10 protein-coding genes are annotated in these 16,564 nt (G+C 69.9%); 4 read left to right on the forward strand and 6 right to left on the reverse strand.

Translation table 11 applies throughout. The features are described from left to right. Positions 1-113: 113 nt before the first annotated feature. Genes E1269_RS33765 through E1269_RS32820 form a run of 6 tightly spaced genes read right to left on the reverse strand, consistent with a single transcriptional unit; the run spans position 114 to position 9,014 of the window. Positions 114-242: a hypothetical protein gene (locus E1269_RS33765; RefSeq protein ID WP_275264200.1), complete on the reverse strand. Its 129-nt coding sequence runs from the start codon at positions 240-242 to the stop codon at positions 114-116. A gap of 55 nt (positions 243-297) precedes the next feature. Next, the gene (locus E1269_RS09315; protein WP_131893680.1) at positions 298-1,161 is read right to left on the reverse strand and encodes a carbohydrate ABC transporter permease; all 864 of its coding nucleotides are present in this window, start codon (positions 1,159-1,161) and stop codon (positions 298-300) included. After that, on the reverse strand, positions 1,158-2,081 hold the full coding sequence (locus tag E1269_RS09320; protein WP_131893682.1) for a carbohydrate ABC transporter permease: 924 nt from the start codon (positions 2,079-2,081) through the stop codon (positions 1,158-1,160). The genes E1269_RS09315 and E1269_RS09320 overlap by 4 nt, the downstream gene beginning before the upstream one ends. Further along, the gene (locus tag E1269_RS09325; RefSeq protein WP_131893684.1) at positions 2,078-3,331 is read right to left on the reverse strand and encodes an ABC transporter substrate-binding protein; all 1,254 of its coding nucleotides are present in this window, start codon (positions 3,329-3,331) and stop codon (positions 2,078-2,080) included. Before E1269_RS09325 ends, E1269_RS09320 begins: the two co-directional genes overlap by 4 nt. Positions 3,332-3,384: 53 nt before the next feature. Then, positions 3,385-4,467 carry an alpha/beta hydrolase family protein gene (locus E1269_RS09330; RefSeq protein ID WP_131893686.1) on the reverse strand — a complete coding sequence of 361 codons (1,083 nt, stop codon included), beginning with the start codon at positions 4,465-4,467 and terminating at the stop codon, positions 3,385-3,387. Continuing rightward, complete coding sequence (locus E1269_RS32820; RefSeq protein ID WP_203433246.1) at positions 4,452-9,014, reverse strand: DUF6351 family protein; 4,563 nt, start codon at positions 9,012-9,014, stop codon at positions 4,452-4,454. Before E1269_RS32820 ends, E1269_RS09330 begins: the two co-directional genes overlap by 16 nt. A gap of 174 nt (positions 9,015-9,188) precedes the next feature. Between E1269_RS32820 and E1269_RS09345 the strand changes: the two genes are divergently transcribed. Genes E1269_RS09345 through E1269_RS09360 form a run of 4 tightly spaced genes read left to right on the forward strand, consistent with a single transcriptional unit; the run spans position 9,189 to position 16,328 of the window. Then, a complete protein-coding gene (locus E1269_RS09345) occupies positions 9,189-11,447 on the forward strand; it encodes a PQQ-binding-like beta-propeller repeat protein (protein WP_131893688.1) in 2,259 nt (752 codons plus the stop codon). Positions 11,448-11,490: 43 nt separating this feature from the next. Further along, positions 11,491-13,848, forward strand: coding sequence for an OmpL47-type beta-barrel domain-containing protein (locus tag E1269_RS09350; protein WP_131893690.1), 2,358 nt, complete (start codon positions 11,491-11,493; stop codon positions 13,846-13,848). Positions 13,849-13,881: 33 nt separating this feature from the next. After that, positions 13,882-15,105 (forward strand): helix-turn-helix domain-containing protein, encoded by a 1,224-nt coding sequence (locus E1269_RS09355; RefSeq protein WP_131893692.1) that lies wholly within the window; start codon positions 13,882-13,884, stop codon positions 15,103-15,105. Further along, positions 15,102-16,328: a MarR family winged helix-turn-helix transcriptional regulator gene (locus E1269_RS09360; RefSeq protein ID WP_131893694.1), complete on the forward strand. Its 1,227-nt coding sequence runs from the start codon at positions 15,102-15,104 to the stop codon at positions 16,326-16,328. The genes E1269_RS09355 and E1269_RS09360 overlap by 4 nt, the downstream gene beginning before the upstream one ends. The last annotated feature ends 236 nt before the right edge of the window (positions 16,329-16,564 follow it).

Raw genomic sequence — 16,564 nt, forward strand, 5'->3', positions numbered from 1 at the left:
GGTCGTGCTGACTTCCGTGGCCGGGTGGGCCAGCTCCTGCGCCACGGATGTGGCCTCCGGGATGCGGCGTACCGGCACCACCGCTCGAGCGTCTTCGCACTCATCGGAACCTGTCACCGGTCGTGGCGAGGCGGCCGGTGCAGCGGCGGGGTCGCGAACGCCCGGTCGAACACGACGCCTTCGTCCGCCAGCCGCTGCAGGTGCGGCGTCGGCACCCCGAGCACGTCGTAGCAGCTCAGCATGGTGCCGACGTCGTGCAATGGATGAGCACGACATGGGGTGCGGGCATAGGACAGGTCATCCTTTCATTCCGGACATCATGGCGGCCTGCAGGAAGTGCCGCTGCGCGACGACGTAGACGGCCATGATGGGCAGGAAGGCCAGCGCCACCCCGGCCATCTCCATCGGCAGAAGCGTCTCCTGCTGGCGCAGACCGGCAACGCCGACGGTCAGGGTTCGCATGTCCTCGGACTGGCCGACGACCAGCGGCCACAGGAAGTCGTTCCAGTGCCACAAGAACATGAACAGGCCGACCGTCGCCACGATCGGCCGTACCAGCGGCAGGACGAGGCTCCAGTAGATGCGCAGCTCACCGGCGCCGTCGACGCGGGCCGCGTCGATGATCTCGTCCGGGATCCCCATGATGAACTGGCGCATGAGGAACAGCGCGTGCACGTTCGCCAGGGTCGGGACGATCAGGCCCCAGTAGGTGTTGATCCCGCCGGCCTGCGCCACGAGGATGAACAGCGGCACCAGCGTCAGGTGATACGGGATCATCATCATCGAGACGATGCTCCAGAAGATGGTGTCGCGACCGGCGAACCGCTTCTTCGCGAACGCGTAACCGGCCAGCGAGGCGAGCGCGACGATCACGACGGTGGAGCCGGCCGAATAAATGACGCTGTTGAGCGTCCACCGGGCGATCTCGCCGCCGGCCAGGGCGGTTCGGATCGTCTCCGTCGTGAGCGGCCAGGGCCACAGCGATCCCGGGAGCTCGATGACCGCCGTCGGTGGTTTGAGCGCGATCACCAGCATCGCGTAGAACGGGAAGCCCGTCGCGAGGGCCGCGACGGTCAGCGCCGTGTACCTCGCGTACCGCGGCAGCCGCGCCGCCGTGGGCCGAGTCTGGGTCGTCCGCGCTGTCGCGGTCACCGTCGTCATGTCCTGCTCCTGCCGAAGAACCGCCCCTGGACGATCGCGACCGCGATCGTGATGACGAACAGCACGACGCCGATGGCTGCTGCGTAGCCGAACTCGAAGAACTCGAAGCCGCGCTGGTAGAGCAGGAACACCAGCGTGGTGCTCGACCGGACGGGGCCACCTGCGGTCATCACGTAGATCACGTCGAACACCTGGAAGGAGTGGACCGTCTCGATCACGAGCACGAAGAACAGGGCCGGCCGCAGATGCGGGAGTACGACGTACCGGAAGACCTGCCACCAGCGCGCGCCGTCCACCCTGGCCGCCTCCTCCAGCTCCGCCGGGACGCTGAGCAAAGCGGCCAGGAAGATCAGCATGTCGAACCCGAACCTGGCCCAGGTGGCGACCGAGGCCAGCACCGGCAACACGAGCGTCCCGCTCGACAGCCACGAGACCGACGACAGGCCGATGCCGTCCAGCAGGGAGTTGATCGCACCGTTGTCGGCGTAGATCCACCGCCAGATCACCCCGGCGAAGACCAGGCTGGTCATGACGGGAAGGAAGAAGACCGAGCGAAAGAACTTCACGCCCCGCGTCGGGCGCCGGATCAGCAGCGCCATGCCGAGGGAACTCACGACGATCAGCGGCACCGCGATCACGGTGTAGACGGCGGTGACCACCAGCGCCTCCCCGACCAGCGGATCGGACCCGAGACGCTCGTAGTGATCGAGACCGACCCAGGAGAACCGGCCGGCGAGCGAGTAGTCGGCGAAGCTGAGGGCGATGCTGCCGGCCGCCGGCACGATCCGGAACAGCAGGAACAGTGAAACGTAGGGCAGGATGAACGCGTAGGCGATGCGCGCCTCGCGGCGCCGCAGCAGGACACCGGCCCGGTGTGCCACGTTGCTCGGAGGCGGCGCCGAGCGCTGCGTGGTGCTCATCCGGCCGCGAGGATCCGATTGGCCTCGGCCTCGGCGTCGGCCAGTGCCTCGGCAGGCGACTTGCGGCCCAGCAGCGCCGCCTGCACCTCGACCCGCAGGGTGGTCATGACCTCGACCGACTTGGCCGGATGCGGCCCGAACGTGGACGTCATGGGAATGAGCTTCTCGACGTCGCCGAGCACCGGGTCGTCGGCATACAGGTCGTCCAGTGACCGGCGCGGCGCGAAGTAGCCGGATTCCACGTCGAACTCGCGCAGTGCCTCGGGCCGGCTGATCCAGTTCACCCACGCCTGTGCGGCGTCGGTGTTGTCGGTGGTGCTGAGCACGCCGTAAGCGCCGACGGTTCCGTACGCGACCTGCTCCCGGTTCTCCAATGGTGGTGCGACGAGGACGTTCTCGGCTCCCCAAAGCTCGATGAGCCGTTGCGGCTCGGCGCTCACCTGGGCGACGTTGCCACGGCTGACCTCGGACTGCTCGATGTTCGATGGTTCGCTGATAGCTCCGCTGGGTGTGTAGCCGTTCTCGACGAGCGACGTGAGGTACTCGAGTGCCTCGACCCCTTCCGGGCTGTTGAACGCGACCGACTCTCCGTCGTCGGCGAACACCGAGCCGCCGGCTTGATGCAGCCACGGATAGAAGGAGATGTTGAGCGTCATCTCCAGGTGCCCGGGGTACTCGGTCATGTAGTAGCCGGCCGCCTGCACCTTCTCGGCCGCTTCGAGGAAGGCGTCCCACGTGGTCGGCGGCTCGCCGACGCCGGCGGCGTCGAGCACCCGCTTGTCGTACACCTGGGGGATCACGCTCTGCAGCACCGGGACGGCGTAGATCTCGCCGTCATAGGTCACCGCTTCCAAGGCGTTGTCGTGGAAGTCCTCCCGGTCCTCCCCCAGTGCCGCACCGAGCGGAGTCAGCAGGTCCTGACTGGCAAGGGTCGGTATGCGGTCGGGGATCAGGTAGGCCACATCGGGGCCCTCGCCGGCCGCGAGCGCCGCCGTCAGCTGCTCCTGAGCTCCCTGCCACGGGTTCACGGTGATGTCGACGTCGACCCCGGGATGCTCCTCCATGAACTCGGCAGCCTGCTGTTCGTAGTGCTCCCGCATGGCGTTCTCGTCGTAGATCGGGTTGGTCCACATCGTCACCGTGCCGGTGATCTCGCCGCCGCCGCCCGAGCCGGATCCGGAATCCGACCCGCAGGCAGCGACCATCATCACCGCAAGGGCACCCACCACCGCCGTCGTTGTTCGCCGCATCGTTCGAACCTTCCTGTGAGTGTGTCGGGGTCGTCGCCGGTCCGGCCGCGCGTTCACAGCCACCTGCCGAACCAGCGCAGCGCCGTGTCGACGTCGACCTCGTGACCGCCTTCGTGCAGGTGTAGAGCCATCCGCTCGCCGTGGCCGAGCTCGGCCCAGTGCCGGCGGGCCCGCTCGAACTCGGTGCTGACCGCCGGTGCCCAGCCGATGTTGTCGGCGCGTCCGTGCTGCACCAGCAGGGGACGCGGGCAGATGAGGCTGACCAGGTCGGCGTCGGCGAACTCGGCGAGCAGGCCGGGGTGATGCGCGTGGACCTCGGCGGTCTCCAGGAAGCACGTGTACCGCGGATCAGGCACCGCCATCTTGGCGAGACGATCGTTGAAGTACGCGGAGACCACTCCCGCCCGGATGCGCGGTTCCAACGGCAACCAGTACTGCGTCGCCAGACCACCCCAGCTCTGCCCCCACATCCCGAGCCGCTCCGGGTCCACCCCGCCGATCTCCGGCAGGGTGTCGAGCAGGCAGCGCAGCCGCGACAGCTCGACGCCCTCGATGAGCCGCCCGTCCATGAAGGCCAGTCGCTGTAGCCGGTTGCGCTCCTCGATGCCGGCGATGTTGAACGGCGCCAGGACGGCGAAGCCCGCCCGCACGAGGGCCAGCGCGCATTCGTGGTACGCCCCGGAGTCGTCGGGTGCGCCGAACGTCGTCTCCGGGGTGCTCGCGATGCCGTGTTGAACGACGACAACGGGTGCACGCCCGGCTCCGTCGGGCACGGCGAGGAGCCCTTCCGCCGTCAGCCCGCCGGTCAGCGGCACCCGGATCCACGATGTCGCCAGTCCCGCCCGTACCGGATACGGCTCGATCTCGGCCGGACCGGCGGCGGCCAGCGGTGGCGCGCCGAGGAACCGGGCCCAGCGCTCCCTGTTCGGCTCGATGCTGCGGGCGTACGCGGCCTCATCCGTGTAGTCCCGCCGCCACGCCGCCTCGGCGCGTGCCTGGTATTCGTCGACGAGGCTCTGGCGAAGGTAGTGCTCGAGCTCGATGCGGTAGCGGCGGTTGCGCTCCCGCCGCCAGCGCGCGCTGTTACGCACCCCGGCGGGCTCGCCGTCCGCCGCCGGTCTCAGAATCGCAGCCATGTTCCGGCCAGGTCCTGTTCGCCGACGCCGGGCTTGGACCAGTCGCAGACACCGTCGGGGAAGATCCGGCGCGCCCGGGCCAGCTGATCCCGGCTGAATTCGACCGGGTAGTCGGCGGCGGCGACTGGCTGGAGCCGGCATTTGACGACGTCGTTGGCCAGCGGCCCACCGGCCACGATCCGTGGTGAGGTCCACACCGGGTAGAGCTCCGCACAGGTGGTGCCGTCGATCTCCGGTTGCTGCGACTCCCGGATCCGCTGCGGGTCGTCACCTCGTGTCCAGCAGGAGTCCTCGAGCCATTCCGGCCGGTTGCGCGCGATCCGCTCGATCGGCCGCGCCGCGGCCGCGGTGTCCTCCTGGATCGCGGTGACCCAGGCGTCGAGCTCGGCGAGCGCCCGGCGCGCGACCGGCGCACCGGAGTTGAAGCCGCCGTGATCGAGCTCGTCGACCAGCATGACGTGGTTGTCGGCGGTTCCGTTCGCCTCGATCAGCCGCTCGCGGGTGGAGAAAGAATGGAAGCGCTGGTGGTTGTCGCCGTTCGGACGGTCGTCGAAGTAGAGCCGGAAGTCGATGATCGGAATCGCGGCCAGCCCGCCGCCGCCGTTCAGGATGCGGCCGGTGCGGTACGCGGTGTCGAGGGCCGCGGCGTCGGCCCGGGTGCGTTCGGAAACGTGCCCGGCATCGGCGTCCAGTCCGCCAATGTTCTCGTTGAGGTCCAAGAACTCGTCGACGTCGATGACGCCGTCCTCGAGCGCGCCGAGACCGTACTGGACGCCGACGTTGTCCAACGGCCGGCGCACCGTCCCGCTCACCTCGTCGAGACCGTAGACGTTGGCGTGGTGGGAGTACACGTCGCAGCGGGCGCCGCCGGGGTTGCTGACCGGGTCGTAGCGCAGCAACGCAGGCAACTGGGCGGGGCACTGCTCGCGGGGGTCGATCCGGCGGGCGCTGCTGGCGCCTCTCGCCAGGCTCCCCCACCGGCCGAAGCCGGAGACCGCCCGCTCCTGCTCGGCGGTCAGGGCGTCCGGCGCGGTCTGGGTGAAGTAGCGGTGCAGCAACGCGGCGTCGGTGGCGGTGACCAGGGTGCCGGAGACCACGTCGGGAAAGCTGGCGGCGGCGACGATGCCGTCGAGCAGCCCCGGGTAGTTGTCCCCGATCTGGTGCACCTGGTAGGCGCCGCCCGACGATCCCCAGCCCAGTGTGAACGCCGGCGGTCCGTAGGCCTCGACGAACCGCTCCTTCACCATGCTCATGGTTTCCGCGGCGAGCACGTCGTTGCAGTTGTTGCCGAAGACGTTGAGTGAGGCGGAGGCGACGGCGTACCCCTGCTCGAGCATCCCGTGGTCCATGACGCCGCCGGTCTCACGGCCCTGGATGTACCAGCCGCCAGGGCAGCCGCCGCCGAACCGGTAGATCAGCCTGCCGTTCCACCCCTTCGGCCGGCTGGACGGCGCGGGAACGGCCGTCGCAGGGTCGTGCAGGATCGCGGTCTCGTAGATCGACCGGTTGATCGTGCCGGTCTCGACCCGGACGATGTACGGCACATCCTGGCCGGCGCTGGTGGTCGTCCAGGCGAGGTCGGCCGGCCGGGTGACGCCCGCGGGCAACCGGGCGAACCGCCCGTTCGTGCTGCGGTACATGTAGTCGACGCGGGTTTCGGCCGAGCAGTTGGCGCTGGCCGGCTCGCCGAGCAGCTCACCGGTGACGAGTTCGAAGTGGGCCGTGTCACAGATGAACGGTTGCTGGTGCGGTCCGGAGAAGACCGGCCCGTTGACCGGGTGGTTGGTCACCTCCAGCTCGGCCGGAGCCGAGCCGGCGCCGGCGATCGCGGTCAGCGTGCTCGTCCCGGTCGGCAGGCCGGTCACGACGCCCTGGAGAGTCCCTGTTCCGGCGTCGGCAACCAGCTGATCGGTGACGGCGACTCCGTCGAGCTCGATGGTGATCTCGTCGACGGCGACCCCGGACGGCGCGACGACCCGGACGAGAGCGTCGCCGCCGGACACCACGTCCGGCCGGGACGAGAGCACGTCCAACTGCGGTGCGGGCGGCGGCGCGCACTGGCCGCTCGCGGCGCCGGTGACCGTCGTCGGGCTCCCGTTGTCCACGGGCGGCGGCTCGTTGCCGGTACACGCCAGCGATCCGCGAACGGTCGATCCGCTGATGACGTTCTGGCCGCCGACGTTGTCGGTGAGCGACACCGATCCGGAAGCCGTCGAGTCCTCGATGGTCACCGGCCCGGTGCTGCCGTGGATGCGGGTGGAGCCGACGATGCGGCTGTCCCTAACCACGACGGCCGACGCGCGGTCGGTGGTCACGCCGCCGAGCAGCCGGCTGCCGGTGACCACCAGGCCGGCACCGGCGGACACCCGGACCATGCCGCCGACGGTGGCGGCGTGCACGCAGGTGACGCCGTCGGTGACGGTCACCTGCCCCAAGTCGTGGCCGTCGACGATGCGGTCGCAGTCCGGGTTCGCCGCGGGATCCGGGCGATACCGGAACAGGTGGGCACCCGAGCGGTAGTAGAGGTCGCCTTCGTCGTCGATGGCGAGGTCCTCGACGGCGTTGTCGGCCAGCACATGCGCCTGCCAGCGGGCGCGATCGATGTAGAAGAGCTGCTTCGAGCTGGTGGCGAACATCCGGCCGGAGTCGTCCACGACGATCTCGAAGTCGCGCCCGTGCGGCTCGGTGACGTCGTGGCCGAGGTCGATGGTGCCGGCGACCTCACGGGTGTCCCGGTCGACGGCGAACAGGGTCCCGTCGGCGATCCCCCAGATCCTGCCGCCGTACACCGCCAGGCCGGAGACCGTGGCGGCGCCCGCGACCGGCGTGGTCTCGAAGACCACCTCGCGGGTTCGCGGGTCGAAGGCGAACAGTCTGGCCTCTGTCGCCACCGGCTCGGCCCCGAAGCCGCCGGTGATCGACGTGCCGCCCCAGACGAGCGTGCCGTCGAAGGTCAGCGACACCACGCTCTGGTCGGCGACGACGTCACGGAAGACTTCCTTCTCGCCGGTGCCGGGGTTCCAGAGGGTCAACGCGCCGCCGAGCATCCCGCTCTCCGGAGCCGAGCCGACCGCCACCTGGTCGGTCAGCTCGGCGAACGCGAACGGGCGATCCTGCCGGTCGCCGATCGGCAGCGGCGCGGACGGATTGCCAGCTCCCGGGTCCCATGGCGCGGCGGTGTCGTAGAGGCCCAGCCCGCCGCCGGGGTATTTGCCGATCAGCAGGTCGTCTCGCCAGGATCCGAAACCTTGGGCGCCGCCTGGCCCGGCCAACCGCTCCATCGTGTCGTCGGCCGGATTCCAGCGCGCCATGCCCGGCTGGCCGGACACGTAGATCCTCCCGTCCGGGCCGCGGTCCAGCGAGGCCAGTCGCGCCGGCGGCGCGTTCATGTCCGCCTGCTGGTACGACTCGTTGCCGGACTGGAAGTTGTGCACATGGATGTGCCCGTAGTAATGGGTCAGCGCGAGGCTGAGCCCTGGGAACGCCGGATCGTCCATATCGATCCACCGGAAATCGCCTGGCCCGGTGTTCGGTTCCCAGCCGGTCGGCTCCCACGTCAACGCATCCAGGTCGTAGCGGACGATCGATCCGGCGTGCTCGCCCTCGTTGACCGAGAAATAGACGTGCTTCCCGGTCACCGGGTCGACCGGTGACACCATCCGCGGACCGCCTTCGTCGACGGTATCGACGAAGGTGCGGCTCTCCAGGTCGAACACATGGATCTCGTGCTCGGGCGGTGACTCGGTGCGCACCAGCAGCCGGTCGTCCCGAACGTGGAAGAGGTCATACACGGCGAGCCTGGACCGGTACTCCGGCGGCAGCGGGATCTCGGTCAGCACCCCCGTCGTCCGGTCGATCTCAGCGAGGCGGGCCTCGCCGCGAGTGCCGACCCAGATCACGTCGTCAGTGACGGCGATGCTGCGCGCGTACGGCTGCTCGAGCACTTGCCCGTAGTCGCGCACCTTGCCGGTGGCGGGGTCGTAGCTGAACACGTGCCCGTTCGGATACGTCCCACCGAACACGACACCGTCCGGGGCGATCTCCAGCATGAGGATCTGCTCACCCGGCATCGGCGTGCCCAGAGGCTCGATGGTCTCGCCGCCGACTCGGTAGCGGTACAGCTCGCCGCTGCGCATACCCAGGTAGACGGCCTGCTCCACCTCGGAGTACTCGACGCCCCACGAGTCGTTGCCGCTGGGCACCTGCTGCCGGAAGACCACCTCCTGGGTGCGCAGGTCCACGACCGTGAACTCGGACGCGACCTCGTCGTTCCCACGCGGCAGGAAGAAGGCGAGCGGTTCGCCGTCCAGGCCCTCACCGAGTGCCTGATCCGGCGACAGCGGCGTCTGCGGCAGCGCCGGTCCGAGATCCTCGGCGGTCCCCGTCGGAACGGTCGCGCTGCCCACCGTCGCCGCAGGAGACGCATCGGCGTGCCCGCTGGCCACGGCGGACACGGAGTCCGGCTGCGCCGAGGCCGTCAATCCCGACGCGGCCACCACAATGCCGAGCACGACCGCCACTGTTGTCCGTCGCCGGGAAGTTCTCATGTTGGCTCCTTCCGCTGCGAATAATTAAGGGGGTGGCCGTAATGTAGGCCTGTGGACTCCATCGGTCAACAGTCGCATTTGAAATCGGGATCACCCCTTGCCACGTCTCCGCGGTGCGGATTACGGTAGCGACCGTTATTGCGGAGTAGACCCGGCCGGACCGGAAGGAACGCCATGACCAGTCGTTCAGCAGTCGTCCGCAGAGGCATCGCCCTGACGGCGGGAGTGGTGGTCTCCTCCACGCTGTTCCTGGCTCAGCACGGAACCGGAGCGGAGGCGGGTGACAGCCGGGAGACCGACCTCGGCTACCCGATCGCCGGCAACGTCGTCGCGTTCGCCCAGGCCTTCGGCGTGGACCCCGATGGCCGGCCGCAGAGCTATCACGTCGTGGACGGGCAACCGCTCTACACGCTGGAGTTCGTGGTCACCGACCTGCGAAGCGGCGAAACCTCGTACTCCACCCGGGTGCCTCGTGGTCAGCGCAGCAAGGCGCTGGAGTTCTCGGTCGCCGACGGCGGTGTGTACATCGGGACCCGGGAGGGCGACCTCTACCGGCACCCCACCGGGACGCAGGAGCTCCAGGACCTCGGGTCCCCACTGGACGGCGACGGCATCTTCAGCCTCGAGGCCGGCCCCGACGGCACGATCTACGGCGGCACGTACCCCGGCGGCCATGTCTTCGCCGTCGATCCCGGCAGCGGCGAGGTCCGCGACTTCGGCCAGGTCGCTCCCGGCGAGACCTACGTGCAGAGCCTGGTCGAGGTGGACGGCATCGTGTACGCCGGCAGCCAGCCGGGGGGACGGCTGTTCCGGGTCGATCCCGACGCCGGAACCATCGACGAGATCCCCCTTCCTCCTGGGCACGAGGAGGAGAAGGCCGTGTACCGGCTGTTCGAGGCGGCGGGCAAGCTGTTCGTCTTCCTCCAGTCCGAAGGCGTGCTCCTGGTCCACGACCTGGCCACCGGCACCTGGGTGGACGAGGTCGCCGATTTCCAGGGGCAGGCCGTCTCGCCGCTCGACCCGGTGACCGGCGAGCACGTCTACTTCCGCCTGAAGAACGGTGAAGCCGTCCGCTATCACGTCGACAGCGGCGACCGTGAGCTCATCGGTTGGCGGCCAGGGGTCGTCGCTGGCAGCTTCGCCTGGATCGACCTGGACGACCCCGCGTTCCCAGGCCCCACGCTGGCCGTCACGTACCAGGGCTCGGCCCGGATGGAGGTCTTCGACCTCACCAGTGGAGCCTCTCGCCGGATCGACGCGGAGCTGGTGGGCGCTCCCCCGCCGGTCCAGTCGCTCGGTACCGGCCCGGACGGGAAGATCTACATCGGGGGCTACCTGTCGCAATCCGGAATGGCCCGCTGGGATTCGGACACCGGCGAGATGGAGCGGCTCGGCGGCGTGCGTCAGGTCGAAGGCTTCGGCACGTTCGGGGATCTTCTGCTGATCGGCCGCTACCCCAACGCGCTGCTGTCGGTGTACGACACCACCCTGCCCTGGTCCGACGGGTTCGACCAGGGCTCGCCCGTCTACGTGGAACAGTTTCAGGACCGGCCGCACGCATTCGCAGATCTCGGCGACCGGGTGGCCGTCGCTACGGTACCGCTGTCCGGCCGGCGCGACGGTGCGATCGGCCTGTGGGACCCGGTGAGCGGAGAGCTCGACGTCCACCGTGGCGTGCTGGGCGACCGCAGCCCGGTTACGCTGGCGGCCGGCGCGGACAGCCTGCTCTACGGCGGTTCGACGGTTTGGGGCGGATACGGCGTGGACCCCGTCGAGGAATCCGGAACCCTGTTCGTCCTCGATCCGGAGAACGGCGAGATTGTGCACGAGTCCGTTCCGGTCGACGGCGAGCCGTCACTGTCCGGGCTGGCTTTCGGACCCGACGGTTTCCTGTACGGGCTGGCCGGCGGGTGGTTGTTCGCGTTCGACCCGGACACCCGCGAGGTGGTGCGCCGCCAGGAACTGCAGGACACCGGCGTGAGCCGATACGGCACCGACCGGGCCCTGCTGTTCGACGAAGTCGGTCGGTTGTTCGTCACCACCGGCGGGTCGTTGCACCAGGTCCACCCGACCACGTGGGAAGTCGACGTCCTCGCCACCGGTCAGGTCGAGCGGCTGGCCATCGACCGCCACGGCGACCTGTACTTCAACCGCGAAGCGAGCCTGTACCGCTACGACCTGCCGGAGCCCCGGTGCCCGCAGCCGGATCCGCGCGACACCGTCGTGATCGGCGACCATGACACCGGCGTCCCGAACCGGCACGCGGACGAGGGCTGTCGCGTCAGCGATCTCCTGGGCACGCCCGACGACTTCGCCAGCCACGGCCACTACGTGCGCCATGTCGGCGACATCTCGGAATCCCTGCGCGCCAGCGGGATCATCAACGCCCGGGAACGGGCGGCGATCCTCGCCGCGGCGGCCGGCACGCATTGATCAGAAAACCACCGGTTCACGACACCTCGGCGATGGAGACCTCATGCGACGACGCGCTTTGTTGACAGCCGCTCTGGCGGGACCGCCCCTCGCCCGCACGACGGCATGGCTCGACTCCGCTACTGGTGCGGCCGCGCCCGTTCCCGCACCGCCAGCACCGCAGCGCGAGACACACGAAGCACTCCCTGAACGGCTCGGTGTGCCGATCAGCGACGTGAACATGGTCGGCGCGAAGGTGCTCACCACAGCCGACGACGTGCCGCTGCTGTGCGGCGTCACGAGTGGGTCGCCGGCCAGGGTGTCCGTCGTCGACGCACGAACCGGTGCGGCGGTGTTCACCGAGCCGCTGCCCGGTGCGGGCGGCGCGTACGCGACCGCAGTCGGCGCCGACGGGCACGTCTACGTCGGCTCGTACTCCAACGCGGGTCTCTACCGGGTGGATCCGCGGGCCGGGACGGTGGACGATCTGGGTGCGCCGCTGGCCGGTGAGACGTTCCTGTTCGGTCTGGCCGCCGGTGCCGACTCACGCCTGTACGGAGTCACCTTCCCGGGCACGAGGGTCTTCTCCTTCGACGTGGACACCGCAGCCGTCCACGACTTCGGGGCGGTCGCCTCGGACACGAACTACGCCCGTGCGGTGGGCGTGCACGACGGGCTGGTCTACGTCGGCACCTCCCGGGGTGTACACCTCGTCCGGCTGGACCCGGCGACCGGCGACCTGTCCGAGCTGCCCCTGCCGGCCGGGATGGAGCCCGGGGACACCGGGCTCTCCGTGTGGGACGTCGACGCCGCCGGCGACTTGCTCTTCGTCCGCATCGGCGCCGACATCAAGCACGCGCCGCTGTATGCCCTCGATCCCGCCACCGATACCTGGGTCGGTGAGCTGGACAACGTCGCGGGCCTGGAGCTGGCGCCACCGGATGTGGCCGGCAGCGTGTACGTCATGCACAACAACGAGCTCACCGCGTGGAATCCCGTCAGCGGCACGGTCACCGGGACGGGCCTGGTCTACCCCGGCCGAGTGTGGAACTACCGTGGTGCGGGTTGGGTCCAGCTCGATGACCCGGAATGGCCCGGACCGACGCTGACCGGATGGTTCTGGCGCGGCGAGATGTGGCGATACAACCCCGCCAACGGCCGGCATTCCATCACGGCGGGGTCGACGGTGCCCGGCGAGCCCGCCGAACTGATCTCCCTCACGACCGCGCGCGACGGCAGTGTCCTGGCCGGCGGCTATCTCGCCGGTTTCGCCCGTATCGATCCGGGCGACTTCACCGTGGACTTCCACCGCTTCTCCCAGACCGAGAGTCTGCTCGACGACGGAGAGTCGGTGTGGATCGGGGCCTACCCGGACGCCCGGGGCTATCGCCACGACCCGAACCGGCCGTGGAACAGTCCCGAGTACTCACCCGGTCCGCCCGCTACGCCGGAGAACCCCGTGAAGGCGTGGGACCTGCACGACAACGCCGACCCGCAGGACCGCGTCTTCGCGATCGCGCGCGTCGGCGACCATGTCGTGGCGGCGACCGGCCCCCGGAGTCCGACGTTCGGCGGCGCGCTCGTCGTGCACGACACCCGGACGGGGCAGACCGACGTCCGCGAGGCGGGCCTCGGCGATCTGGCCGCGTGTGACCTCGCCGTCCTGGACGAGGTCGTCTACGGTGGCACGTGGATCTACGGCGGCTCCGGCGCCCCGGACCCAGCCCTGTCCGAGGGCGACCTGTTCGCCTACGACCCCTTCGGGGACCGAATGCTGTGGCGTTCCAGGCCGGTGCCCGGTGCCACCGCCTATGCCGGAGTCGTGGCCGACCGGGACGGCAGGCTGTGGACGCTGGGCGACACCACTCTCGCCGAGGTCGATCCCGTCGACGGTTCGGCCGTGCGGACCGTTCGGCTCGGCGATCCGACCAGCGGTGGGCGCACGTTCCCCAACTCCGTCGCGATCCTGCGCGAAGCCCCGGACGCGCCGCTGCTGTACGCCAAGTCGGCCGGCCGGCTGTGGCGGATCTGGACCCGCACGGCAGCGGTCGAGGACCTCGGCCTGACCGGCTACGGGCTGTTCACCGTGCTGCCGGGAGCCACCCTCGTGCTCGCCAGGGACGCGGAGCTCTTCCGCTGGGCGGCGGGCGCGCACGACGACTCCCCGCCCCGGATCTCGATAGCTCGAATCCATCCGCCAGGCGAACGGCTGCCATCGGTCACCGTGACGGTAGAGGACACCGGCGGATCAGGCGTCTGGCAGGTCCACTACCGGATCGGCAACGGTCCGTGGACCGCCTACACCGGCCCGATCGCGCTGCCCCGCCCCGGCCTGCACCGGGTCACGGTCCGCGCCGTCGACGGCGCCGGAAACCGTTCAGAACAGTCCCGCCCGGTGCTGGCCCGCCCCCGCGTGTCGTAGTCTCGGCAGAGCACGGGAGGTGGTGGTAGGGCGGTGGCAGCCGTGATCGGCGTGGTGGGGCCACCGGACATCGTGGACGCGGTGGCTCCGCACTGCGATCAGTACGACGGCGTGACCGCGATGTCCCTCGACTACGCCGACGAAGCCGAGGCTCCGGCCATCGTCGAAGCTCAGACGGAGAACGTCGCCGGCTGGCTGTTCACCGGCATCGGGCCGTACACACGGGCCGATCGCGCGGGTGTCCTCGACCGGCCGGCGGTCTACCTGCCGTACACGCGTGAGGCCTTGCAGCTCGCGCTCATCGGTCTGCTGCGGTCGGGCCAGCCCATCGATCGCCTCTCCGTCGACACGATGTCGCACAACGCGGTCGAGCGGTGCCTGGGTCGGGCTGGGGTCGCCACCGACCACGTTCGCGTCCTTCCGTACCGGCCGGAGCTGGGACCGAACGACTACGCCGAGTTCCACCGCCGGGCGCGAACCGGCGAGTCCGGCACGACTCACGCGATCACCTGTGTACCCGCGGTGCACGAGCAGCTGCGGCGCGAGCTGCCGGCCATCCGGCTGCACCCGACCAGACACGCGATTCGCAGCACGCTGCGGCACCTCGTCCTGAGCATGGAGGAGGCCGCGCTCGGCCACGCACAGATCGTCCTCGGGCTGATCGAGACGTCGGCCGGCACCTCGGCCGTGTTGCGCCACATCACCGAGCTCAGCGGCTGCCCCGGCCAGCGTGCGGACGGCACCTTCATCGTCGTCACCACCCGCGGCCGGCTGGCTGGAGCGACCGGCGACTTCACCGGCCTGCCGTTGCTCGAGAGACTGGCCGGCGTCAGCAGCCGGGTCCACATCGGCTTCGGGCTCGGGCGTACCGCGGCCGAAGCAGAACACCACGCCCGCCGCGCCGTGATCAGGTCACGGCGGGTCGCCCCCGTGGCGGCGGTATTCTCGCGCCGCAACGATGCCGACCTCATCCTGGCGGAGATCACGCCCGCCGCCGATCCACGACCGCACACGATCGACCGCCTCTCCCAGCAGTCCGGGATCTCGGCCGCCACTCTGACCACGATCCGCGACCTGGACCTCCGCGACAGCCCGCTTACCGCCGGCGAGCTCGCCCGGCGGCTCGGGCTCCAGACCCGCAGCGCCCGGCGGATCCTCGCCAAGCTGGAAGGCGCCGGGCTGGCTGAACGAACCGGCGAAGCCGCCGGCGGAGCCCGTGGTCGCCCCGCGACGTTCTACCGGATCCTGGCGCCATGAGCACCACGATCGGCGTCATCGCACCCCACGACCTGATCACCGGCATCGCGGCAGTCGTACGCGAGCAACCCGGCACCGTCGTCATGGAGCTGCCGTACGCAGACGACGGCGAGGCACGCGAACTCGTCACCAAGCACGCCGACGTGGACGGATGGCTGTTCTCCGGCATCGTTCCCTACGCGGCCGCAGCGGCAGCACACGAGCCGTTCCCGGGACCCGTCACCTACATCGAGTACAGCGGCCCGACTCTGGCCCAGGCGCTGCTCCTGCTCACCCAACGTGGCCACGACATCTCCCGGATCTCCGTCGACACCCTGCCGACGGACGACGTCACGCAGACCTACGCCGAGGCCGGAATCCCCGCGAGCGACGTACACGTTCTGCCCTTCTCCGCCGACGCATCCGTGGCAGAGGCCATCGAGTTCCATCGGTCCCGGCACACCGGCCCCGGGGGCACCCACGTCGCGATCACCTGTATCTCAGCCGTCCACGCCGCCATCGCCGACGAGGTCCCGACTCTCCGGCTCGCGCCGCTGGCCGCCTCTGTGCGGATCGCTCTGCGCCAGCTGCTCCTGGCCGGCAGCAACCAGCTCGCCGAGGACGCGCAGGTCGCCGTCGGGATGATCCAGACGTCGGGAGGTGACGCCGGGCTCGCGGCCGAGGCCGCCGCCTTGGGCGGTAGCCTCGCAACCGCGGTCGGCGGCTCCCATCTGCTCATCACCACCAGGGGTCCGCTCTACGCCGCCACGTCGGGCTTCACGTCGCTGCCGATGCTCGGACGGCTCGCAGACCATCACGATGTCGTTCGCATCGGCCTGGGGCTCGGCGACACCGCGGCTGCGGCCGAGACGAGGGCACGCCACGCTCTCGCACGGGCCCGCGTCCTTGGCGACGTCCGTGCGATTCTGTCTCTGCGCGACGGTACCGACATGCTGCTGGACGTTCCGGCAACCCGCAGCGCCATGGACACGATCAGCCTTCCCGTACTGGCCCGGCGCGTCGGTGTCTCGGTTCCCAGGCTCCGGGCGCTGCAGCGACTACGCGAGGCCACCGACGACGAAGCCCTCACCACCCGCGACGTCGCCGACCACCTCGGCATCCAACTGCGCACCGCCCACCAGATCGTGCAACGGCTCGAACGCGGCGGCCTCGCCGAACGCACCGGCCACCTCAATCCCGAGCGCGCCGGCCGCCCGCACACGCTCTACCGGCTCATCGTGTGACGCCTGCTCGGCCCCACGAGGAGGCTGTCTACTTGGGTGCGCCCCGTGTAGGGATCGGTTCGGCACTGTCGCTGGATCACCGTCACGTTGTCGATCCGTGGCATGGCCGTGCGGATGCCGGGCAGCGGTGAGCCACGGTCGGGGACGCCCCGTACCGTTCAGTCCCACCCGCGCGGTGCGGCGCAGCTCGTGAGAGGAGGGCTGACCGCGCCTCGGTCGATCTGCATAACCTTCCC

Source organism: Jiangella asiatica, from assembly GCF_004349065.1.
Classification (GTDB): Bacteria; Actinomycetota; Actinomycetes; order Jiangellales; family Jiangellaceae; genus Jiangella; species Jiangella asiatica.